Origin of the sequence: Massilia sp. Dwa41.01b (genome assembly GCF_014171775.1) — a bacterium.
Lineage (GTDB): Bacteria > Pseudomonadota > Gammaproteobacteria > Burkholderiales > Burkholderiaceae_D > Telluria.
Genome location: NZ_CP050454.1, coordinates 4,971,827 through 4,994,529, shown reverse-complemented (window position 1 = coordinate 4,994,529; position 22,703 = coordinate 4,971,827). Strand labels below are relative to the sequence as shown.

Here is a 22,703-nt window from a genome sequence, read left to right as displayed (position 1 = left end):
GTGGTGAATATCTGTTTCAGCTCCATTGTCTCAGGTAGGTTTGTTGACGCAGTTCACCGACACCGTGGTGACCGCGGCATCGCCCATGACGCCAGTGCCATTATCGACCGTGCAGATCTGGGTAGCAGGTTGTTTCACGACCGTAATGCCGTAGGTATAGCCGTAGGCCACCGTCGGGAAGGCAAAGTCGACCGCGCTGCCGTCCTCCTTCTTGGTGATCGCGATCGAGGCAACGGTACTGCCGTTGCCCAGTTCCAGGCCCGTGGACGTCAGGCCGTAGACCTTGCCGCTGACCGGGTAGGCGTTCAGCACGCAGGTGATGACGGCATTGATGGTCGTCAGGCGACCGGCGGTGTCCTTCGTGCCGCTGTACGCCGCGCAGGTCTGGTGGTCGGGCTGTTTGTAGATCGGCGTCTTTTCGGCGTTGTCTTGCGTGCCGATCTGCACCAGATTGACATCGTAGACTTCGCCATATTCGAGCTGGTCCTTGAACGAATACTTCACATCCTCGGAGACGCCCTGTTTGGTCGGATTGACCTCGATTGTCATGCCGTTGGTCACCAGAACGAGCGGACCATAGGTCAGGTTGAGGACGGTGCCGCCGACGGTATAGGTCGATTTGCCACCGCCGCAGGCGCTCAGGCCAACACCGAGCGCCAGGGTCAGCGCCGACAGCGCCAGGATCGATTTCTTCAAGTTAGTCTCCAGAATCAAGGGGTGCAACGCACGACGACGGTTGTGACGGGGGCGGCCGGCATGATGCCGCTGCCGTTCTCCACGGTGCACTGCGGGGCGCCTGCCTGAGGCAGCACGGTGATGCCATACGGCGCGTCCTGCGATACCGCCGCCATCTGGAATTCGGTGGCGTTGGCCGGGATGGCCACGCGGTCGGCGCCGTTCACCAGCACGAGGCCGCTGCGGTTACCCAGCCCCTCGATCTTGCCGCCGAGTGCGCGGCGCCAGATGGTGCAGGTGACGTCGATGTTGCTCATGTTGAATACCGCGCGGCCGATGCCATTGCTGACAACGCAGTCGGTCTTTTTCTCGACGTTTTCCGGCTGCGACTTGACTTCGATGTTGTAGTTGGAATCGGTTTCGACCGGCGGGAAACGGTAGGAAGCAGACCCCGCCGTGATCGGGAGGTCCGAGCCGCCATTGTTCGTCAGCACCAGGCCAGGCTTGGTTACGCCGCTCACTTTGCCGCTGAGATAAATTTCGCCGTCGCTGCCGCCGCAGGCGGACAGGCTGAGCGCGCATGCCAGCGCGAAGCCGGCACGCAGGTGGGAACGAATCATCATTTCTCCAATAAAATAGGGAAGAGCAGGGCGCGCAAAAGACTGCGCAGCGCCGCGAGGTGGAATTTTGCCCATCATTTTAGAGCATTTGGCAAGCACCGGGCTCATTGGCCATGCATGAGACTTTGTATCACCGTGTAACGGCGACGCCACCCGGCCTCTGCCGCCATGCATTTTTCGGGGCGCGCGCCCTTGCGCACAGCTGCGTTTGCAAATCACCGCTGGCCTCGCTATGCTCCGCTTGACCCTGCAGTGTTCCTCCGACGCGTCTTCGATGGCGCGCTTTCCATGACCGATTCGCACCGCCGCCGCTGGCCCAAGGCCGTCCTGTTCGACCTCGACGACACCCTGTGGCCGATCGCCCCCGTCATCGTGCAGGCCGAGCAGACCCTGTTTGCCTGGCTGGCCACGCACGCGCCGCGCGTGGCGCAACGCTTCTCCATCGATTCGCTGCGCCAGGCCAGGCTCGAGCTGCTGGCGCGCCGGCCCGAATTCCAGCTCGACCTGGGTGCGCTGCGCCGCGCCGGGCTGGTTGCCGCCTTTGAGCAGGCCGGCGAGGACGCCTCCAAGGTCGAATTGGCGATGGCGGTATTCTTCGCCGCCCGCAACGCCGTGATTCCCTACGACGACGTGCTGCCGGGCCTGTTGCGCCTGAAGGGCCGCGTGCTGCTGGGATCGATCACGAACGGCAATGCCGACCTGCAGACGATCGGGCTGGCCCACCATTTCCAGGCCTCGGTCTCGGCGCCGCAGTTCGGCCGCGCGAAGCCGGATCCGGCCATTTTCGGAAGGCTGCGCGCGCCGGGCGTGGCACCTGGCGAAGCGGTGTATGTCGGCGACGACCTGCTGCTCGACGTCGAGGGCGCCGGGCGCGCCGGCATGCGCGCCGTGTGTGGATGAACCGGACCGCCAGCCGGCGCCACCGGAAGAGGGCGTGCAGCCGGACGCCATCGTCGGCGACTTCGACGAATTGCTCGACTGGCTGGAGCGCGAGCACGCTTGAGAGCGCCCAACAAGACGGCCAGGGCGAAGCGCGGCGGCGACGACAGTACGCCCGTACGGCAAGGAGCCGCTACGCGGCCATGGCCGTTTTGTTGAGTGCGCGGAGCCCACAGGGAGCGGACGAAGGTGCATAATATGTATGCAACCATTGCGCATATCGCATCTATCCTCTCGCCCCATGCAACTTGAACCCCGTGCCCAAACCCTGCTGAAAGCCCTGGTCGAGCGCTACATCGCCGACGGCCAACCGGTCGGGTCGCGTGCGCTCTCGAAAATCTCCGGCCTCGACCTGTCGCCGGCGACGATCCGCAACATCATGGCCGACCTCGAGGAAATGGGGTATGTCGCCAGCCCCCATACCTCGGCCGGCCGCGTGCCGACCCCGCGCGGCTACCGCCTCTTCGTCGACACCCTGCTCACGGTGCAGCAGCTCGACGAACACGGGGTCCATCAGCAGCAGATGCGGCTGCCCGCCCACCAGCCGCAGAAGGTGATCGCCAGTGCGGCGCAAATGCTGTCGTCGCTGACGCAATTTGCCGGCGTGGTACAGAGTCCGCGCCGCGAATCGGTATTTCAGCAGATCGAATTCTTGCGCCTGTCGGAAAAGCGCATCCTGCTCGTCATCGTCGACCCGCGCGGCGACGTCCAGAACCGCCTGCTGCTGACCGAGGTCGACTACACGCCGAGCCAGCTGATCCAGTCGGCCAATTACCTGAACCAGAACTTTGCCGGCCTCACCTTCGACGACGTCCGGCGCCGCCTCGCGGGCGAACTGAAGCAGCTGCGCGACGATATCGGCGGCCTGATGCAGACTGCGGTGGAAGCGGGCAGCGAAGCCATGGCCGACAACCACGACGACATGGTCATTTCAGGGGAGCGCAACCTGCTGTCGGTGTCCGACCTGTCGTCGAACATGAGTTCGCTGCGCCAGCTGTTCGAGATGTTCGAGCAAAAGACCGGCCTGATGCAGCTGCTCGATGTCTCGAGCAAGGCCGGCGGCGTGCAGATTTTTATTGGCGGCGAATCGAAGCTGGTGCCGATGGACGAGATGAGCGTGGTGACTGCGCCCTATGAGGTCAACGGCAAGATCGTCGGGACGCTCGGCGTGATCGGCCCGACGCGCATGGCCTACGAGCGGGTGATTCCAATTGTCGATATCACGGCCAAGCTGCTGTCGAATGCGTTGAGTCATCCGTAAGTGGGCACTCTGCGCCCACGCGGAACGGGAACATTGCGCAGTGCCAGCGTTCAGGTGGGTACGTCATTGAGGCCCCGCCTCAATGACCCCACCCTACGGTCAACAAAAAACGGCGCCCTCGGCGCCGTCCTTCATTGCACATCGAAACGCCTCAACCGCCGCTGCGATGCGGGCAAGCCGGCTTGATGCAATTGCCGTAGATCGCCAGCGCATGTTCGGCGATTTTAAAACCGCGCTCGCTCGCGACCCTGTTCTGGCGCGATTCGATTTCCTCGTCGAAGAATTCCTCGACATGTCCGCAGTCGAGGCAGACCAGGTGGTCGTGGTGCGAACCGGCGTTCAGTTCGTAGATGGCCTTGCCGGTCTCGAAGTGATTGCGGTTGAGCAGGCCGGCCTGTTCGAACTGGGTCAGCACCCGGTAAACCGTGGCCAGGCCGACGTCCATGTTCTCGGCCAGCAGGATCTTGTAGACGTCTTCCGCCGTCAGGTGCCGCACTTCGCTGTTCTGGAAAATTTCCAGGATTTTCAGGCGCGGCAAAGTGGCCTTCAGGCCGCTCGCCTTCAGGTCGGTGGGTTTGTTACTCATGTTTGTTACTCGTAGATGGGCGGAGTGCTTTATGATATAGCGTTTTGGAAGCTCCCGCTTAAACGTTTTGAGGTTACTTATGCGCGTCTTTGATGCCGTTGTTCATCGTTTCCATGCCCGCGCTGCGCTGGCCGCCGGCCTTGCATGCACGCTGCTGCTGTCGGGCTGTGCATCCTGGCGCAACCAGACCAAGCCGGCCGCGCCGGTGAGCACCGCCCCGGCCGCCGTGGAAGCCGATGCCAGCAAGTCGGCCGCGCTGGCCAATGCCGGTGCGCAGACGACCCAGGCCACCAAGCTGCAGAAATTCCTGTGGGTGTTCTCGCCGTATCGCCCGGACATCCAGCAAGGCAACTTCGTGTCGCAGGAAATGCTGGCGCAGCTGAAAGTCGGCCAGACCCGCGAGCAGGTACGCTTCCTGCTCGGCACGCCGCTGCTGATGGACATGTTCCACGCCGACCGCTGGGACTACCCGTTCTACCTGGCCCGCGGCAATGGCGAGCTGACCACCAGCCGCGTCACCGTCTATTTCAAGGGCGACGTGGTCGAACGCTTCGACGGCGCCAACCTGCCGACCGAACGCGAATACATCGAACGCATCGCCGGTCCGATCAAGTCGCTGAAAAAAGAAGACGCTGCCCAGCACACCAAGCCTGCCGCAGCCCCTTCGGTCGTCACCCCGGCGAACGGCCAACAAATCCAGTAAGCCAGTCATGAAGCAAATCAAAATCGCGGTTGCCGGCGCCAGCGGGCGCATGGGCCGCATGCTGGTCGAGGCGATCGCCGCCTCGCCCGACGTGCAACTGGCCGGCGCGCTCGACGTCGCGGGCTCCCCTTCCTCGGCCAGGATGCCGGCGCGTTTGCCGGCCAGGTCAGCGGCGTGGCCATCGAAGCCGACCTGGCGCGTGCCCTGGCGGGCGCCGACTGCCTGATCGATTTCACGCGTCCGGAAGGCACGCTGGCGCACCTGGCGTATTGCGCGGCCCATGGCATCAAGATGGTCATCGGCACCACTGGTTTCGACGAGGCCGGCAAGGCCGCGATCGCCGCCGCTGCGGAAAAGGTGGCCGTCGTCTTCGCACCGAACATGAGCGTCGGCGTGAACGTCACGCTGAAATTGCTGGAAATGGCGGCAAAGAGTTTCGCCGAAGGCTACGACATCGAGATCGTCGAAGCCCACCACCGCCACAAGGTCGATGCGCCCTCCGGCACCGCCCTCAAGATGGGCGAGGTCATCGCCGACGCGCTGGGGCGCGATTTGAAAGACTGCGCCGTCTATGGCCGCGAAGGCGTGACCGGCGAGCGCGATCCGTCGACGATCGGCTTTGCCACCGTGCGCGGCGGCGACATTGTCGGCGACCACACGGTGCTCTTCGCCGGCACCGGCGAGCGCATCGAAATCAGCCACAAATCGAGCAGCCGCGTCACCTACGCCCACGGCGCCCTGCGCGGTGCGCGCTTCATTGCCGACAAGGCGACGGGCCTCTACGACATGCAGGACGTCTTGTCCCTGAAAGGCTGAACATGGCAGTAGCAGAACTGAATGGCGCCGCCATCGTCAACGAAGCGAGCTTCTTCGCCGAGAGCAGCCGCGCCTTCGGCTTCCACACGGCCAATGGCGACACCATCGATACCTGGGTCGATTGCCTGAGCTACCTGCGCGACGACGAGAACATGACCAAGTTCCGCCTTCAGCCTGAGGAAACCCTGGAAATCGTCATCACCGACAGCGCCGCCCTGCGCGCCCGCCTGCCCGACCTGCTCGACGAGATCGTCTTCTGCGTCGGCGGCATCAACGAGCGCTACGAGGACTACGGCGAGAAGCCGGCCCTGGAACTCGTGCTGCGTTAAGCCGTCGGTGGCCTTCTATTTGAAAACGGCCCGAGGCTGTACTCGTAGGGTGGGCACGCATTGAAGCCCCCCCAGCTTCAATGCCCCACGCAGACCAGGCGCACCCGCACCAGCACAGCAGCAGCTCCACGACGGATGCACGCTGTCCACCCATCGTATCCCGTCTTGAGCAGCGCACCGTGAAACGCCTCCTCAAGCCGCTGCTGGCGCTGGTTGCACTGTTGCTGGTCTACCTGGCCGTCGTCGCCTGGTGGGCGAGCGCCTCGGTCGACACACTGCTCGCGCAGTATCCCGCCAAGCCGTCGCTGCCGCACCTGTCGCACAGCCAGCGCGCCATCCTGCTGGCGATCGAAGACCCGACCTTCCTTTCCCACCATGGGTTGAGCCTGGCAAACGGCCAGGGCGTGGCCACGATTTCCTCCGCCGTCGCCCGCGAAACCTTCCTCGATGGCGCCACGCTCGACGGCGCCGCAGGACAGTTGCAAGGGCTGTACCGCGGCGTCTACGCCTGCTGCAAGCGGGTCGACTTCGGCCGCGACGTCATGGCGCTGGTGCTCGACGCGAAGGTGTCGAAGGAGCGCCAGCTGGCGATCTACGCCGCCACCGTCTACATGGGGCGCCAGGACGGGAAGCAGGTGCGCGGCCTGGAGGGAGCGGCGCAGGCTTATCTCGGCAAACCGCTGGCCGCGCTCGGCGACGACGAGATGGCCGCCCTGGTTGCCATGATCCGCGCCCCGAACGAGCTGCATCCGCTGCGCAACCATGAAGCCTACGAACTGCGCCTGCTGCGGGTACGGGCCGTGCTGTCGGGACGCTGCAAGCCGGCGGGCTGGTTCGACACCACCTACGCACACTGCGCCCCTTGAATACTACCCCTGGGGTCAGGTCTGACATTCGGACACGACCTCTGCCGTAGAATACTACCCCTGGGGTCAGGTCTGACATTCGGACACGACCTCTGCCGTAGGGTGAGCGGCTCTACCCTGGCGCCTGCAAGCAGTTGACGCCAGCGCCGCCCACGCGTTCAACAGGCTCGTAAAACGTCGCGACAGTTCAGCCGCCGGTTGAACTGTGCCTGAGCCCGTGTCCAAATGTCAGACCTGACCCCAGCCATTGGGGCGCGGCATTTCGCCCGTCGGTTGAACGCGTGGGCGGGGCTTGCACCGTCGACTCGCGGCCATCCCGGTATAGCCGCCCACCCTAGGTCTTTCCGCGTGGTTTGCTCCGGTCACGCTTCGCCGCAGTGCAAGATGAACCAGTATAATGTTTTGTTCCACCTCTAAAATTTCGTCCGCAGAACATCATGCAAGATAAATATAGTCCAGCCGAAGTTGAACAGGCCGCCCAGGCGTACTGGAAGTCGATCGACGCCTATAAGGCCGTCGAGAACGACCCGCGTTTCCCCAAGGGAAAATACTACGCCTGCTCGATGCTGCCTTACCCATCCGGCAAGCTGCACATGGGTCACGTGCGCAACTATACGATCAATGACGTGATGTACCGCTACCTGCGGATGAATGGCTACAACGTGCTGATGCCGATGGGCTGGGACGCCTTCGGCATGCCGGCGGAAAACGCGGCGATGGCGAACAACGTGCCGCCGGCGGAATGGACGTATTCGAACATCGCCCACATGCGCGGGCAGATGGAATCGATGGGTCTCGCCATCGACTGGTCGCGTGAGATGACCGCCTGCAAGCCCGAGTACTACAAGTGGAACCAGTGGATGTTCCTCAAAATGCTCGAGAAGGGCATCATTTACCAGAAGACCGGCACCGTGAACTGGGACCCGGTCGACCAGACCGTGCTCGCCAACGAGCAGGTCGTCGACGGTAAGGGCTGGCGTTCGGGCGCGCCGATCGAGAAGCGCGAAATCCCGATGTACTACGTGCGCATTACCGACTACGCCGACGAGCTGCTCGACCATGTCGACAACAAGCTGCCGGGCTGGCCGGAGCGCGTACGCACCATGCAGACCAACTGGATCGGCAAGTCGGTCGGCGTGCGCTTCGCCTTCCCGCACGTGATCATGGATGAAGCCGGTGAGCTGATCAACGACGGCAAGCTCTACGTCTTCACCACCCGCGCCGACACCATCATGGGCGTGACCTTCTGCGCCGTCGCCGCCGAGCATCCGCTGGCCCAGCACGCCGCGAAGAACAACCCGGAACTGCAGACCTTCATCGCCGAGTGCAAGAAGGGTTCCGTCATCGAAGCCGACATGGCGACGATGGAGAAGAAGGGCATGCCGACCGGCCTGTCCGTGACGCATCCGGTGACCGGCGAGCAGGTGCCGGTCTGGGTCGGCAACTACGTCCTGATCACCTACGGCGACGGCGCCGTGATGGGCGTGCCGGGCCACGACGAGCGCGATTTCGAGTTCGCCAAAAAATACGATTTACCCATCAAGCAGGTCGTCGCCGTCGAAGGCCAGGAGTATTCGCTGGACGGCTGGCAGGAGTGGTATGGCGATAAAGAAAACGGCCGCACCATCAACTCCGGCAAGTACGATGGCCTGGACTACACCGCCGCGGTGAACGCCGTCTCGGGCGACCTCGCCGCGCAAGGACTGGGCGACAAGAAGATTACCTTCCGCCTGCGCGACTGGGGCATCTCGCGCCAGCGCTACTGGGGCACCCCGATCCCGATGATCCACTGCGGCGACTGCGGCGCGGTGCCCGTGCCCGAGAAGGACCTGCCGGTCGTGCTGCCCGAGCACCTGGTCCCGGACGGCACCGGCAATCCGCTGAACAAGGACGAAGCCTTCCTCAAATGCGACTGCCCGAAGTGCGGTAAACCAGCGCGCCGCGAGACCGACACGATGGATACTTTCATCGATTCGTCCTGGTACTACATGCGCTATACCTCGCCGGGCTCGAACGAGGCCATGGTCGACGCGCGCAACGATTACTGGATGCCGATGGACCAGTACATCGGCGGCATCGAGCACGCGGTCATGCACCTGCTGTACGCGCGCTTCTGGACGAAAGTCATGCGCGACTTCGGCCTGGTGAAATTCGACGAGCCTTTCGTGAACCTGCTCACCCAGGGCATGGTGCTGAACGAAACCTATTATCGCGAAGACGCGGCTGGTAAAAAAACCTGGTACAACCCGGCCGATGTCGAACTCACTTTTGATGACAAGGGCCGTCCGCAGAACGCGGTGCTCAAGGCCGACGGACAGCCGGTCACGATCGGCGGCACCGAGAAGATGTCGAAGTCGAAGAACAACGGCATCGACCCGGCAGCGCAGATCGAGCAATACGGCGCCGACACCGCGCGCCTGTTCACGATGTTCGCCTCGCCGCCGGAGCAGACCCTGGAGTGGTCGAACAGCGGCGTCGAAGGCGCCAGCCGCTTCCTGCGCCGCGTCTGGGCCTATGGCTACGCCCAGCGCGAGCGCATTGCCGTGGCGCTGGCGGCAGGCGGATCGGCGGCGGCGACGGACGACGCCCAGAAGACCCTGCGCCGCGAAGTGCACAAGGTGCTGCAGCAGGCCGACTACGACCTGAAACGCATCCAGTACAACACGGTCGTCTCGGCCTGCATGAAGATGTTGAATACCCTGGAATCCGCCAAGCTGGCCGACGGCGCCGCATCAAGCGCGGTGATCGCCGAAGGCTTCTCGATCTTCCTGCGTTTGCTGAACCCGGTGGCGCCGCACATCACCCACGCGCTGTGGCAGGACCTGGGCTATGCCGCGGTCCACGGCGACATCCTGAACGTGCAGTGGCCGCAGGTCGACCCAGCCGCGCTGGAGCAATCCGAGATCGAGATGATGATCCAGGTGAACGGCAAGCTGCGCGGTTCCGTCAAAGTGGCCAAGGATGCCGACAAGGCGGCCATCGAAGCGGCGGCGCTGGCTTCCGAGGCGGTCCAGAAGTTCATCGAAGGCACGCCGAAGAAGGTCATCGTCGTGCCCGGCAAACTCGTCAACATCGTGGTGTAATTCATGCGCGCTTTCTCTTCCCTGATTTCGCGCGCGCTGGCGGCCCTGCTGCTGGCGACGATCGTTTCGGCCTGCGGCTTCCAGCTGCGCGGATCGAACGGTGCCTACAACATGCCGTTCTCGAGCATCTATCTCGCCTTTGCCGACACCTCCCCGCTCGGCAATGAGCTCAAGCGCAACCTGCGTGCGGGCGACCGTGTCGTCATCGCCGGCACGCCGAAGGAAGCCGAGGCGCAGTTCGAGGTGCTGACGGAAACCCGCAACAAGACCATCCTGTCGCTGAATAACCTCGGCCGCGTGCGCGAGTATTTGCTGGGCTACACGCTGGTGTTCCAGGTGCGCGACCGTGCCGGCAACCTGCTGCTCGGCCCGACCGAGATCACGCTGCGCCGCAATCTCGCCTTCAGCGAAGAGGCCGTGCTGGCGAAAGAGGGCGAGGAAGCGCTGCTGTACCGCGACATGCAGTCCGACCTGGTGCAGCAGATCATGCGCCGCCTGGCTGCCATCAAGCCGGCGCCGTGAGGGCCCGCTGAATCCATGAGCAAGACCGATGCAACTGCGCCCTGACGCGCTCGACGCCCACCTCGCCAAAGGCCTGGCGCCGCTGTACGTCATCACCAGCGACGAGCACCTGCTGGCGCTGGAGGCGGCCGACAAGATCCGCCGCGCCGCGCGCGCGGCCGGCCACACCGAACGCGACGTGCTCACCGTCGAGCGCAGCTTCAAGTGGGGCGAACTGCTGGCCGCGAACCAGGCCATGTCGCTGTTCGGCGACAAGAAGCTAATCGAACTGCGCATCCCCACGGGTAAACCCGGCAAGGACGGCAGTGCGGCGCTGCAGGCCTATGCGAAAGACCTCAGTCCGGACAACCTGACCCTGATCACGCTGCCGAAGCTCGACTGGCAGACGGCGAAGGCGTCCTGGGTGGCGAGCCTGCAGCAGGCCGCCATCTACATCGAGATCCCGAACGTGGAACGCGCCCAGCTGCCCGCCTGGATCGGCATGCGCCTGTCCAGCCAGGGCCAGAGCGCCGACCGCCAGAGCCTGGATTTCATCGCCGACCGCGTCGAGGGCAACCTGCTCGCGGCGCACCAGGAAATCCAGAAGCTGGGACTGCTGCACGAGCCGGGCAAGCTGACCTACGAGCAGGTGATGGACGCCGTCCTGAACGTGGCGCGCTACGACGTGTTCAAGTTGTCCGAGGCGATGCTGGCGGGCGACCCGGCACGCCTCGCCCGCATGCTCGAGGGCTTGAAGGGCGAGGGCGAGGCGCTGCCGCTGGTCTTGTGGGCCGTCTCCGAAGAAATCCGCACGCTGTTAAAATTGAAAGCCGGGATGGCGCAGGGGCGTCCGCTGGGCGCGCTGCTGAAGGAATACCGCATCTGGGGCCCGCGCGAACGCATGATGGAGCCGGCGCTGCGGCGCGTGTCGCTGCCCGTGCTGGAAGGCGCGCTGCAGGAGGCGGCGCAGGTCGACAGGATGGTCAAGGGTTTACGGGCCAAGGCGTTCGCGGGGGATGCGTGGGATGCGATGCTGCAGCTGGCGTTGAAGGTGGCCAGGTAGTTTCGATCGTTGGCCGTTTGTGGTGTGCGCCCTGCCATGGACCTGCAGGTGCGCCGTTATCGATGTTCACGATCCGCGTGGGCTCAAGAGCCCACCCTACGGGACGCGTCAACGATTCGCGTGCACCGGATGCTCTCCGCTTGGCCCGTGCACTGTATCGAATTTCGTAGGGTGGGCACTCCGTGCCTACGCGGTGCGACGCTGACCACATCACCTACGCCTCGTCACCCCGGCACTTCCATCAACATCGTTTTGGCCGCTCAACGCACACTGGAATCAACCATGGACATCACCGACTACATGCACACGCTGGGCCGCAATGCCCGCGCTGCGTCGCGCGCGATGGCGCGGGCCGATGGCGCTACCCGCAATCGCGCGCTGCTCCTGATCGCCGAGGCGATCGAACGCGAGGCGGCCGTGCTCACCGCCGCGAACGAACGCGACCTCGACGCGGCGCGTGCCGCGGGCCTGGCGCCGGCGCTGCTGGAGCGCCTGGTGCTGTCGCCGAACGCGATCGCTACCATGGTCGAAGGCCTGCGCCAGATCGCCGCGCTGCCCGACCCGATCGGCGAGATCTCGAACATGAAGTCGCGTCCGTCGGGCATCCAGGTCGGCCAGATGCGCGTGCCGCTGGGCGTGATCGGCATCATCTACGAAGCGCGCCCCAACGTGACGGTCGATGCGGCCGGCCTGTGCATCAAGAGCGGCAACGCGGCCATCCTGCGCGGCGGCTCGGAAGCGATCCACTGCAACCGCGCGCTGGCCAGGCTGGTCACGGAGGGCGTGCAGAAAGCCGGGCTGCCGCAGGACGCCGTGCAGGTGGTCGATACGGTCGACCGCGCCGCCGTCGGGACGCTCATCACCATGCCGCAATACGTCGACGTGATCGTCCCGCGCGGCGGCAAGGGCCTGATCGCGCGCCTGATCGAGGAAGCGACGGTCCCGATGATCAAGCACCTGGACGGCATCTGCCACGTCTACATCGACGACAAGGCCGACGTCGACAAAGCGCTCGCGATCGCCTTCAATGCGAAATGCCACCGCTACGGTACCTGCAACACCATGGAAACCCTGCTGGTGGCACGCGCGATCGCCCCAAGCGTGCTGCCGCAACTGGCCCAGCGCTACAAGGCGAAGGAAGTCGAGCTGCGCGCCGACCCTGAAGCGCTTGCGATCCTGGCCGGCTATCCGCACCTGGTCGAGGCGACCGAGGAAGACTGGAGTCTTGAATACCTGGCGCCTGTCCTGGCAGTGAAGATCGTCGCCGGCATCGAGGAAGCGATGGACCACATCGACCGCTACTCGTCCAAGCACACGGAAGCCATCGTCACCGAGGACTACAGCGCCGCGCTGCGCTTCTTGCGCGAAGTCGATTCGAGCTCGGTGATGGTCAACGCCTCGACGCGTTTTGCCGATGGTTTTGAATATGGCCTCGGCGCCGAGATCGGCATCTCGAACGACAAGCTGCATGCGCGCGGACCGGTCGGGCTGGAAGGGCTGACTTCCCTCAAATACGTGGTGTTCGGCCACGGCGAAGTACGCAGCTGACATACTAATAACAAGGACCCGCATGTACCTCTGGATCAAAGCCTTTCACATCGTCTTCATCGCCTCCTGGTTCGCCGGCCTGTTCTACCTGCCGCGCATCTTCGTGAACCTGGCACAGGAAACCGACCCGGCCGCCACCACCCGCCTGCTCGGCATGGCGCGCCGGCTCTACCGTTTCAGCCTGATCCTGTCGGTGCCGGCGGTGCTGCTGGGGCTGTGGCTGGGCTGGGAGTTCGGCTTCAAGCATGGCTGGCTGCACGCGAAACTGGCGCTGGTGGTGCTGACGATCGGCTACCATCATGCCTGTGGATCGATCCTGAAGAAATTCGAGGCCGGTACCAACAAGCGCAGCCATACCTGGTTCCGGTACTTCAATGAGGTGCCGGTGGTGTTGCTGGCGCTGATCGTGATTCTGGTGGTGGTCAAGCCGTTCTGACTTTTAGGCGAGCGCGGGCTTTGCGGTTTGCGTAAGCACGACCGCGTGGGGTCCTTGAAGTCGAGGACTTCAAGGACGTGCCCACCCTACGAACTGATTGTCGTGGTTTGAACCAGCTTTGCGGTATTCCGCGGTACGACCGCGTGGGCGGAGCCCACCCTACGATCTGCTGTGCACCGTAGGGTGGGCTCTGCCCACGCGGTCTCACCAGCTGATCATCGGCGGCTCGACCGAAGAATCGACAACATGAACAACCAGTAACGTAGGGTGGGCTCTGCCCACGCGGTATCATCGGCTGATCATCGGCGGCTCGACCGGAAGCCGCAAACACAGGCATTTTGGTGGCCGGCAGCGGCGGCGCTGCCACCACATCATTTTTCACTCAACGGACAAAGGGTACCCCCATGACCTCCTATTTTTGCCCCTGCCCCCGCGGCATGGAAGCGGCGCTGGCCGAAGAACTCCTCGAGATCGCCCAGGCCCACAGCCCGACGCTGAAAGTCCATAACCAGGTCCCCGGCGGCGTGCACTGCTCGGGTACGCTGGTCGACTCCTACCGCGTCAACCTGCATTCGCGCATCGCTTCGCGCGTCTTGATGCGCATGGGACAGCGCAGCTACAACAACGAAAACGACATCTACGACCTCGTGCTCGAGCAGCCCTGGGAAGACTGGTTCGGCGTCGACCACACGATCCGCGTCGACGTCACGGCCGTGAAGTCGCCCCTGAAAAGCCTGGAATTCACGACGCTGAAAATCAAGGACGCGATCTGCGACCGCTTCCGCGACATGTTCAACAAGCGTCCTTCGGTCGACACGCGCGAGCCGGACATGCGTATCGTCGGTTTCCTCGACCAGCGCAATTTCATCATCTACCTCGACACCTCGGGCGAGGCGCTGTTCAAGCGCGGCTGGCGCGAAGAAACGGGCGATGCGCCCCTGCGCGAGAACCTGGCCGCCGGCATGCTGCGCGTGTCGGGCTGGAAGCCGGGCGTGCCCCTGTTCGACCCGATGTGCGGCTCCGGCACCATCCTCATCGAAGCGGCGCAGATGGTGCAGGGCATCCCGGCCGGTGCGCGCCGCCGCTTCGCCTTCGAGAAATTCGCCGACTTCGACCGCGCGGCCTGGCAAGAGATGAAAGCGGCCATCAAGGCCAATCCACTGCCGACGGAACCCACCATCTTCGGCTCCGACATCTCGGGCGACATGGTGGAAATGACGCGCCATAACCTCAAGATTGCCGGCATCCTGTTCGACGTGCCACTGAAGCAGATCGAGGCCCAGCATGTCAGCCCGCCGGTCGATGGCCCCGGCATCCTGCTGACCAACCCGCCCTACGGCGAACGGATCGGCGTGCGCGGCGACTCCACCATGGCGCCGGACGAGATGGCGGTGAGTTTCTATTCCGCGCTCGGCACCACGCTCAAGCAGCGCTTCGCCGGCTGGACCGTGTTCCTGTTCACGGCCGACCTGTCGCTGCCCAAGCTGCTGCGCCTGAAGGAAGCGCGCAAGACCCCGTTCTTCAACGGCGCCCTCGAATGCCGCCTGTTCCGCTTCGACATGGTGGCCGGCTACAACCGCCGCGAAGAAGCCAAGCCGAAGCCGGACGCCAACGCGCAATAGACGAGTAACAAGCGACAAGACAAGCGAGAAGAAGCAATGCTGCCACCGACCGACCCCGACCAACTGCCCAAGGATCCGGTCATCCCGGTGCCATTGCCGACGCCGCACAAGATCGTCATGCTCTCGGCCGGCGGCCTGGCCACGCTGCTGGCCGCGTTGTCGATGCTGGGACCGTTCTCGATCGACGCCTATTTGCCGGCCTTTCCGCTGATCCGCGCCGACCTGCACGCATCCGCCATCGAGGTCCAGCAGACGCTGACGGCCTACATGCTGGCCTTTGCCGGCATGGTGCTCTGGCATGGCGCGCTGTCGGATGCCTTTGGCCGGCGCAACGTGATCCTGGTGGCGCTGGTCGTGTTCGCAATCGGCACCTTCGGCTGCGCGGCGGCGTCCACCGTGCACTACCTGTGGGTCTTCCGCATCCTGCAGGGGGTGTCGGCCGGGGCCGGCGTCGTGGTCGGGCGTGCCATCATCCGCGACCTGTATTCGGATGCGCCGGCCGCGCGCTTGCTGTCGATGGTGACGATGATCTTCTCGATCGCACCGGCCATGGCGCCCGTGATGGGCGGCTGGATCGTGACCTGGTTCGACTGGCGCGCGATCTTCCTCGCGCTGTGCGGCTATACCGTGATCCTGGGCTGGGTGTGCTGGCAGCACTTGCCGGAAACCGTGCCGCGCACGCAGCGCCAGCCCTTCAACCCGCGCTTCCTGGCACAAAGCTACGGCGCCATCTTCAGCTCCTTCCTGTTCCACATGAAGGCCGGTATCGCGGCCCTGAACTTCGCCGGGCTGTTCCTTTACATCTCGGCCGCGCCGGTGCTCATTCCCGTGCACCTGCACCTCGGGCCCTCGGAATTCGCCTGGCTGTTCGTGCCGACCGTGAGCGGCATTTTCCTGGGTTCGATGGCGGCCAACCGCATGGCCGGCAAGAGGAGTTTTTCGCGCCAGATCTGGATCGGCTTCGGCTTCATGCTCAGTGCGGTGGCGTTCAATGTCGGCTACCACCTGTTGCTGCCGCCGGCGCTGCCCTGGACCGTGCTGCCGATGTTCTTCTTCACCTTCGGCAGTTCCCTGATCGCCCCCGGCGCGACCCTGCTCGCGCTCGACCTGTTCCCGCACATCCGCGGCACCGTCGCGTCCTGCCAGTCGTTTATTTCGACCCTGCTCGGGGCCGTCGTGGCGGGCGTGATTTCGCCGATGCTGTCGCACTCGGTGCTGACGCTCGCACTCGGCCAGGCCGGCTTCGTCCTGCTCTCGCTGACTTGCTGGATGACGGCGCAGCGCTACCGCCGCCTGCGCGGACATAGCCCTGTCTGAGAACGTCCCGCCCGCGTAAAAGGCGGGATGCGTCTGTGCCTCCAGAGGCGAAACAGGCCGCTACCGCCCTGGCATGCATATCTCTTGTCAAGGCGAAAACAAAACGCCTTAAATTGCATCATTTGCCACGCAAAAAAAGACACTTTTCATGGAAAGTATTGTTCCCAAGCAGAAATGTATATATGCTAAGGACCCTTCAGCTCGGGAGTAGCTGCGCGCACAGCACACTGCTCCGAGGATGCACCCATGTCATGTCGTGGTCGCCCCGTCCGGGAGCGCCACCCCGAAACCCGTTCAGTGGCCTGCTCAGACAATGCACCAACCAGACCAGGATATCCGCAATCGCCTGCTGATTGCCCGGCTGCCGGCCATGCCGCAGATACTCATCAAGCTGATCGAGCATCTGCAGGCCGACGACCTGGGCATGCAGGAACTGGCGGCCCTGATCGCGAATGACGCCGGCATGACCGCCAAGCTGCTGGCCGTCGCCGGCAGCTCTGCCTATCAACGCAACGGGCGCGGGGCCAGCCTGGAGCAGGCGCTGGCCGCGCTCGGCACCGACATGATCAAGACGCTGGTGATCAGCGATTCCGTGTTCCAGACCTTCGGCAGTTTCCCGCATTCGGACAGCACCGACCTGCGCGCCTTCTGGAAGCGCTCGCTGGGCGCGGCGGTGATCGCGCGCGAGCTCGCGCGCCGCATCGGCTACCCCCACCTGGAAGAAGCCTATCTTGGCGGCCTGCTGCACAACGTCGGCCGCCTGGCCCTGCTGGCCACGGCGCCCAGGGAATACGCTTTCAACTTCACCGCGCTCGACGACGAAGACCTGTGCGCCGTCGAGCAGCGCACGCTGCAGATCACCCATGCCGAAGCCGGCGCCTGGCTGATCGAACGCTGGCAGCTCGATTCCTTCCTGGCCGACGCCGTGCTGTACCACCACGAGTCGAGCGAGCGCCTGGAAGCGGCCCATCCCCTGATCCGCATCGTGCGCCTGGCGCACCTGATGTCGAGCCATCCGGACGACCTCGAGGCGCTGCGCGATGGCGCGGCGCTGTGCGGCCTTCCTGCCGGCGAGATCGACGAGGTGCTGGCCACCGCCGCGCGCCAGGTCGACAAGGCGGCCGCCCACCCGGGCATCGACCTGCTTGGCGCCGACGATATTCCCGCGCCGCAGGCGCTGGCGCCGGCGCCGGACCCGGTCCAGCAGCGCCTGCTTGACGAGATGCAGAGCATGATGCTGGTGTCGGAAGTGGGCCGGACCCTGGCGCGCCAGGAAAGCGAGGCGGGCCTGCTGGAGGCGATGGTGCGTTCGGCGCGCGTCCTGTTCGACTTCGACAATACCGTCGTCCTGCTGCAGGATCCGACCGGGCAGATGCTGGTCGGCGCGCCAGGCGGCCACAATGCGCGCATCGCCGAATTCGCCATTCCGCTGGCGCTGGCCAAGGGCGGCCAGATCGCCGCGGCGGCGCAGGCACGCCGCATCGCGTACATCGGACGCGAGGGCGCGCCGCTCGGCCTGGCCGAGGAACAGCTGCTGCGCATGCTCGGCACCGACAGCATGGTGTGCCTGCCGCTGGTGGCGGGAGGGCGCTGCCTGGGCGTGATGGTGGGCGGCGTGGCCGCCTGGCAGGTGCCGGTCTGCCAGAAGCGCGAACGCTTCCTGCAGTCCTTCGGCGTGCAGGCCGCCAGCGCGCTCGAGACGGCGCTGCTGGAACACGGCCAGGCGCGGCGCCAGCTGGCCAGCGTGGCCGAGGAATACCGCGAAGCCTCGCGCCGCCTGCTGCACGAGGTGAACAACCCGCTGGCGATCATCAAGAACTACCTCAGTGTCCTCGACAGCAAGCTGGAACGCCAGAACCGGTAGCCACCGAGATGTCGGTGCTGAACGAGGAAATCGACCGCGTCGACCAGCTGGTCCAGGGCCTGGCGGAACTGAAGCCGCAAGCGGCCAACGCGCGTCATCGACGTGGCGACCGTCGCCGGCGATGTCGTGCGCCTGTTCCGTGCCGGCCAGTTCGTGCCGGCCAATGTCGATATCGCCACCGAGTTGGATGAAGGCGCGCGCCTGGCCGAGGGCGATCCCGACCTGCTCAAGCAGATCTGGTGAACCTGGTGAAGAACGCGGTCGAGGCGCTGGCGCCCGGCGGCGGACGCATCGCCATCGTCAACCGCGGCCAGGTGCACCGCGAGCGCAAGCTGTACGTGGAACTGGCCGTCACCGACACGGGGCCGGGCTTGCCGCCCGAGGTGATGGCCAAGCTGTTCTCGGCGGTGCAAAGCACCAAGGAGGGCGCGCACCGCGGCCGCGGCCTGGCGATCGTGCACGGCCTGGTCACGAAACTGAACGGCCATATTGCCTGCCGCAGCGGCAGGAACGGCACTGCATTTGACATTCTGCTGCCGGCACCGTCCGGCGCAAGCGGCGCGCCGGCCCTGTCCACGCGCGCGCTGGGTTCTGTATAAGGTCATGATGAACGTTTATTCCGCCAGCGGCGACCCGGGTAGCGCCAGCGGGCAGCTTGATTCCGGAAACGAAGCACGCCTGCTGCTGGTCGACGACGAGCCGCGCCTGCTCGCCTCGCTCCACGAACTGCTGAAGGGCCGCGGCTTCCACCTGACGACCGCCGGCTCCGGTACCGAGGCGATCGCCCACCTGTCGCGCAGCCGTTTCGACCTGGTCCTGCTCGACCTGCGCCTGCCCGACATCGGCGGCCACGAGATCATGGACTTCATGAACGAGCGCGGCGTCGGCGCCGACGTCATCGTCATGAGCGGCGAAGTCGGCATCGACGCTGCCATCGGCGCCCTGAAACGCGGTGCCTACGACTACCTGCGCAAGCCCTACAGCCGCGAGGAACTGCTCAAAACGGTCGGCAACGCGCTGCGGCAGCGCCGCCTGGCCCTTGACAACACCCGCATCGCGCAGCAGCTCGAGAACTCCGAAAAGATGTACCGCTACCTGGTGGACAGCTCGCCGGACATCATCTACACGCTGAACCACGAAGGCCGCTTCACCTTCGTGAACGACCGCGCCTACCAGCTGCTGGGCTTTACGCGCGATGAACTGATCGGCAAGCACTACTCGATCCTGGTGCACGAGGAAGACCTGGAGCGCGCGCGCTACGTGTTCAACGAGAGAAGGGTCGACGAACGCGCCTCGCGCAACGTCGAGCTGCGCCTGAAGTGCCGCGGTGCCCGCAGTAGCGGCGGTGACCGCACCTTCAACAACACGCTGATGACGATCTCGCTGAACTCGATCGGCATGCACGTGCCCGACAGCGAGGTGAAGAAGCTCGAGTTCTTCGGCACCTATGGCGTGGCGCGCGACATCACCGACAGGAAGCGCGCCGAGGAAGTCATCTCCTACCAGGCCTACCACGACATCCTGACCGACCTGCCGAACCGCATCCTGTTCAAGGACCGCCTGGGCCTGGCCGTAATCCAGGCCAAGCGCAAGCAGACCGAGCTCGCGGTCATGTTCATCGACCTCGACCGCTTCAAGCTGGTGAACGACACCCTCGGCCATGTCAAAGGCGACGAGCTGCTGCAGCAGGCCGCGCTGCGCCTGAAGGGATGCCTGCGCAAGGGCGATACCATCGCGCGCCAGGGCGGCGACGAATTCACCATCGTGCTGCCGGAACTGCGCGACCGCGACGACGCCCGCATCATCGCCGACAAATTCCTGGAAAGCCTGCAGCGTCCGTTCGATCTCGATGGCCACGAGGTGCACATCTCGGCCTCGATCGGCATCGCCATCTATCCCGGCGACGGCGAATCGATCGACGAGCTGCTGCGCCACGCCGACATCGCCATGTACCAGGTCAAGGCGCTGGGCAAGAACGGTCACAGCTTCTATCACGACTCGATGCTCGACGTGTCGCACCAGAAGATCGCGCTCGAGCAGTCGCTGCGCCGCGCGCTCGAGCATGGCGAACTGGAGATGTACTACCAGCCGCAGATCGACTCGGGCAGCGGCCGCATCATCGGCGCCGAGGCGCTGATGCGCTGGAACCACCCGACCCGCGGCCTGCTGTCGGCCGGCGAATTTTTACCCTTCGCCGAAGAGAACGGCCTGATGCTGCCGATCTCGGACTGGATGATCGTCGCCCTGTGCCGCGACATGCTGCAATGGAATCTGGTGAGTGGCCAGGCGGTGCGCCTGTCGCTGAACCTGTCGCCGCAATACCTCGATCGCGGCGACTTTTTCGAGAAGATGCGCGATGCGCTGGTGCGCTACGGGATTTCCCCTGGCCAGATCGAGGTCGAGATCACCGAGAACATCTGCATCCGCAACCCGCAGTACGCGATCGAGCAGCTGAACAAACTGTGCCAGCTGGGCGTGTCGGTGGCGATCGACGACTTCGGCACGGGATATTCCTCGCTGTCCTACCTGCACCGCTTCCCGATCCACACGATGAAGATCGACCAGTCCTTCGTCAAGGAGATCCATGACGCGGACGGCCACTATCCGGTGATCCTGGCGATCATCTCGATCGCGCGCGGGCTCGGCCTGCACCTGATCGCCGAGGGCGTCGAGACCGAAATCCAGGCCGACTACCTGCGCGCCAACGGCTGCGAGACCATGCAGGGCTACCTGTTCCACCGCCCGATCTCGCTGACCAGTTTCATCGGCGTGCTGCGCGCGCAAGGGGCGAACGCCGGCGCCGCGGAAGTCCGCGCACTGAGCGCCTGAGCCGTCGATGGACGCCGCCACCGTGCCTGACACAGGCGCCGGGAACCGTGACAAGGCCGCCTTCCAGCGCGCCGAGTTCGCACGCCTGAAGGCCCTGGCCGAACGCGGCGTCGCCAGCGCCCAGCACAGCCTGGGCTTCATGTACGTGAATGGCCAGGGCGTCGAGCGGAGCGACGAACTGGCGGTCGCCTGGTACCGCATGGCGGCCAGCGCGGGCTTCGAGCAGGCCCAGTACAACCTCGGCCTCATGTACCAGAAGGGACAGGGCGTGCCGCAGGACCTGGAGCAGGCGCGCTACTGGTATGGCTGCGCGGCCGAGCAGGGCTATGTGCAGGCCCAGTACAACCTGGGCTGGATGCACGCCAAGGGCCAGGGCACCCGCGTCGACATCCAGCAGGCGCTGCACTGGTTCGGCCAGGCGGCCGCGCGCGGCGACGCCGGCGCCCAGCACAACCCGGGCATGATGTACGAAGGCGGCAAGGGCGTGGCCCAGGACCTCGATGTGGCACTGGGCTGGTACCGGCGCGCCGCCGAGCAGGGTTATGCGCGTGCGCAGTTCGCGCTGGCGCTGCGCTACGACAGCGGCCAGGGCATGGCCCGGGATCCCGCCCAGGCGATCGAATGGCTGCGCCGCGCCGCCGGCCAGGGCCATGCCCCGGCCCAGTTCAACCTCGCGCTGCGCTACGACAAGGGGCAAGACCTGGCGCAGGACAGCCTGCAGGCGATTCATTGGTACGAACGCGCCGCCGAACAGGGACATGCCAGCTCGCAGTTCAACCTTGCGCTGATCCACGACAGCGGCAGCGGCGTGCCACGCGACGAGGCGGCGGCGCTGCGCTGGTACCGGCGCGCGGCCGAACAGGGCCATGCGGCGGCCCGGGACAACCTGGGCCTGCGCTACGAGCACGGGCAGGGCGTCGAACGCGACGCGGCGCAGGCAGCGCACTGGTATCGCCGGGCCGCGGCCCAGGATTTGCCGGCCGCGCATTACCACCGGGCCAGCTCCACGATGCCGGCAAGGGCGTCGCGCACGATCCGGCCCAGGCGGCCGCCTGCTACCTGCGCGCGGCCGAACAGGGCCACCTGCGCGCCCAGTTCGACCTCGGCCTGCGTTTCGAATCCGGCAGCGGCGTGCCCGTGGACGCGGTGCAGGCCTTGCACTGGTACCGGCGCGCGGCCGAGCAGGACTACGCGCCGGCGCAGCACATGGTGGGCGTGCTGCTCGAACGCGACGGGACCGCCGATCCGTTCGAGGCGGTGCGCTGGTACCTGCGCGCGGCCGAGGGCGGCCATGCGCCGGCCCAGTTCGCGCTTGGCCTGCGTTACGACAGCGCCCATGGCGTGGCGCGCGATTACGTGGCCGCCTTTCACTGGTACGCATGCGCCGCGCGCCGGGCCATGCGCGTGCCCGGTTCAATGTCGGGGTGATGTGTGCGACGGGGCAGGGCACGGCGCGCGACCCGGTCGAGGCTTACGGCTGGCTGGCAAGTGCGGCTGATGCAGGCGTGCCGGGGCGGGAGCCTACCTGAAGCGGGTCGTGGCGCGGATGGCTGTGCAGGAGTGGGAGCGGGTACAGGAGCGCCTGGGGCAGGCCGGCTAGCCTGGAACGATGCCGCGCCCGGTGGCGAACCTGTGGATGCGAAGA

General features: G+C 65.2%; 20 protein-coding genes and 2 pseudogenes. 19 read left to right on the top strand and 3 right to left on the bottom strand.

Annotation, left to right across the window (positions count from 1 at the left end; all coding sequences use genetic code 11):
- Positions 1–30: 30 nt before the first annotated feature.
- Positions 31–696, bottom strand: coding sequence for a hypothetical protein (locus G4G28_RS23025; protein ID WP_182990095.1), 666 nt, complete (start codon positions 694–696; stop codon positions 31–33).
- A gap of 14 nt (positions 697–710) precedes the next feature.
- Positions 711–1,295, bottom strand: coding sequence for a hypothetical protein (locus G4G28_RS23020; RefSeq protein ID WP_182990094.1), 585 nt, complete (start codon positions 1,293–1,295; stop codon positions 711–713).
- A gap of 288 nt (positions 1,296–1,583) precedes the next feature.
- On the opposite strand from G4G28_RS23020, the gene G4G28_RS23015 reads away from it, so the two are divergent.
- Both G4G28_RS23015 and hrcA read left to right on the top strand, forming a co-directional pair.
- Positions 1,584–2,195, top strand: coding sequence for an HAD family hydrolase (locus tag G4G28_RS23015; protein ID WP_229507786.1), 612 nt, complete (start codon positions 1,584–1,586; stop codon positions 2,193–2,195).
- 280 nt (positions 2,196–2,475) lie between these two features.
- Positions 2,476–3,495, top strand: coding sequence for a heat-inducible transcriptional repressor HrcA (gene hrcA / locus G4G28_RS23010; protein ID WP_182990093.1), 1,020 nt, complete (start codon positions 2,476–2,478; stop codon positions 3,493–3,495).
- A gap of 151 nt (positions 3,496–3,646) precedes the next feature.
- On the opposite strand, the gene fur is transcribed toward hrcA, so the two are convergent.
- The gene (gene fur / locus G4G28_RS23005; RefSeq protein WP_182990092.1) at positions 3,647–4,081 is read right to left on the bottom strand and encodes a ferric iron uptake transcriptional regulator; all 435 of its coding nucleotides are present in this window, start codon (positions 4,079–4,081) and stop codon (positions 3,647–3,649) included.
- 79 nt (positions 4,082–4,160) lie between these two features.
- Between fur and G4G28_RS23000 the strand changes: the two genes are divergently transcribed.
- The 17 genes and pseudogenes from G4G28_RS23000 (at position 4,161) to G4G28_RS27115 (ending at position 22,486) form a co-directional block, all read left to right on the top strand.
- Positions 4,161–4,784, top strand: a complete 624-nt coding sequence (locus G4G28_RS23000; RefSeq protein WP_229425279.1) for an outer membrane protein assembly factor BamE — start codon at positions 4,161–4,163, stop codon at positions 4,782–4,784.
- 7 nt (positions 4,785–4,791) lie between these two features.
- Positions 4,792–5,600, top strand: a pseudogene (gene dapB / locus G4G28_RS22995) (4-hydroxy-tetrahydrodipicolinate reductase).
- 2 nt (positions 5,601–5,602) lie between these two features.
- On the top strand, positions 5,603–5,929 hold the full coding sequence (locus G4G28_RS22990) for a barstar family protein (RefSeq protein WP_182990090.1): 327 nt from the start codon (positions 5,603–5,605) through the stop codon (positions 5,927–5,929).
- Between the two features lie 179 nt (positions 5,930–6,108).
- Complete coding sequence (locus tag G4G28_RS22985) at positions 6,109–6,795, top strand: transglycosylase domain-containing protein (protein ID WP_182990089.1); 687 nt, start codon at positions 6,109–6,111, stop codon at positions 6,793–6,795.
- Between the two features lie 437 nt (positions 6,796–7,232).
- Entirely contained in the window at positions 7,233–9,878 is a 2,646-nt protein-coding gene (gene leuS / locus G4G28_RS22980; protein WP_182990088.1) for a leucine--tRNA ligase, read from the top strand.
- Between the two features lie 3 nt (positions 9,879–9,881).
- Positions 9,882–10,400 (top strand): LPS assembly lipoprotein LptE, encoded by a 519-nt coding sequence (gene lptE, locus G4G28_RS22975; RefSeq protein ID WP_182990087.1) that lies wholly within the window; start codon positions 9,882–9,884, stop codon positions 10,398–10,400.
- Between the two features lie 28 nt (positions 10,401–10,428).
- Positions 10,429–11,442: a DNA polymerase III subunit delta gene (gene holA / locus G4G28_RS22970; protein WP_182990086.1), complete on the top strand. Its 1,014-nt coding sequence runs from the start codon at positions 10,429–10,431 to the stop codon at positions 11,440–11,442.
- Positions 11,443–11,724: 282 nt separating this feature from the next.
- A complete protein-coding gene (locus tag G4G28_RS22965) occupies positions 11,725–12,990 on the top strand; it encodes a glutamate-5-semialdehyde dehydrogenase (protein WP_182990085.1) in 1,266 nt (421 codons plus the stop codon).
- Between the two features lie 22 nt (positions 12,991–13,012).
- Positions 13,013–13,426, top strand: coding sequence for a CopD family protein (locus G4G28_RS22960; RefSeq protein ID WP_182990084.1), 414 nt, complete (start codon positions 13,013–13,015; stop codon positions 13,424–13,426).
- Between the two features lie 437 nt (positions 13,427–13,863).
- Positions 13,864–15,048: a class I SAM-dependent RNA methyltransferase gene (locus G4G28_RS22955; RefSeq protein ID WP_182991646.1), complete on the top strand. Its 1,185-nt coding sequence runs from the start codon at positions 13,864–13,866 to the stop codon at positions 15,046–15,048.
- Between the two features lie 36 nt (positions 15,049–15,084).
- Positions 15,085–16,365 carry a multidrug effflux MFS transporter gene (locus tag G4G28_RS22950; RefSeq protein WP_182990083.1) on the top strand — a complete coding sequence of 427 codons (1,281 nt, stop codon included), beginning with the start codon at positions 15,085–15,087 and terminating at the stop codon, positions 16,363–16,365.
- A gap of 313 nt (positions 16,366–16,678) precedes the next feature.
- On the top strand, positions 16,679–18,229 hold the full coding sequence (locus tag G4G28_RS22945; RefSeq protein WP_308601393.1) for an HDOD domain-containing protein: 1,551 nt from the start codon (positions 16,679–16,681) through the stop codon (positions 18,227–18,229).
- 102 nt (positions 18,230–18,331) lie between these two features.
- Positions 18,332–18,472, top strand: coding sequence for a hypothetical protein (locus G4G28_RS28695; RefSeq protein ID WP_308601392.1), 141 nt, complete (start codon positions 18,332–18,334; stop codon positions 18,470–18,472).
- A complete protein-coding gene (locus G4G28_RS28690; RefSeq protein ID WP_308601390.1) occupies positions 18,469–18,828 on the top strand; it encodes an ATP-binding protein in 360 nt (119 codons plus the stop codon). The genes G4G28_RS28695 and G4G28_RS28690 overlap by 4 nt, the downstream gene beginning before the upstream one ends.
- A 7-nt stretch (positions 18,829–18,835) precedes the next feature.
- The gene (locus G4G28_RS22940) at positions 18,836–21,058 is read left to right on the top strand and encodes an EAL domain-containing protein (protein WP_183107860.1); all 2,223 of its coding nucleotides are present in this window, start codon (positions 18,836–18,838) and stop codon (positions 21,056–21,058) included.
- 7 nt (positions 21,059–21,065) lie between these two features.
- Positions 21,066–21,986 (top strand): annotated as a pseudogene (locus tag G4G28_RS27120) (tetratricopeptide repeat protein); the annotation flags it as partial.
- Complete coding sequence (locus tag G4G28_RS27115; protein WP_229508118.1) at positions 21,896–22,486, top strand: tetratricopeptide repeat protein; 591 nt, start codon at positions 21,896–21,898, stop codon at positions 22,484–22,486. The pseudogene G4G28_RS27120 and the gene G4G28_RS27115, both read left to right, overlap by 91 nt.
- Positions 22,487–22,703 lie beyond the last annotated feature (217 nt).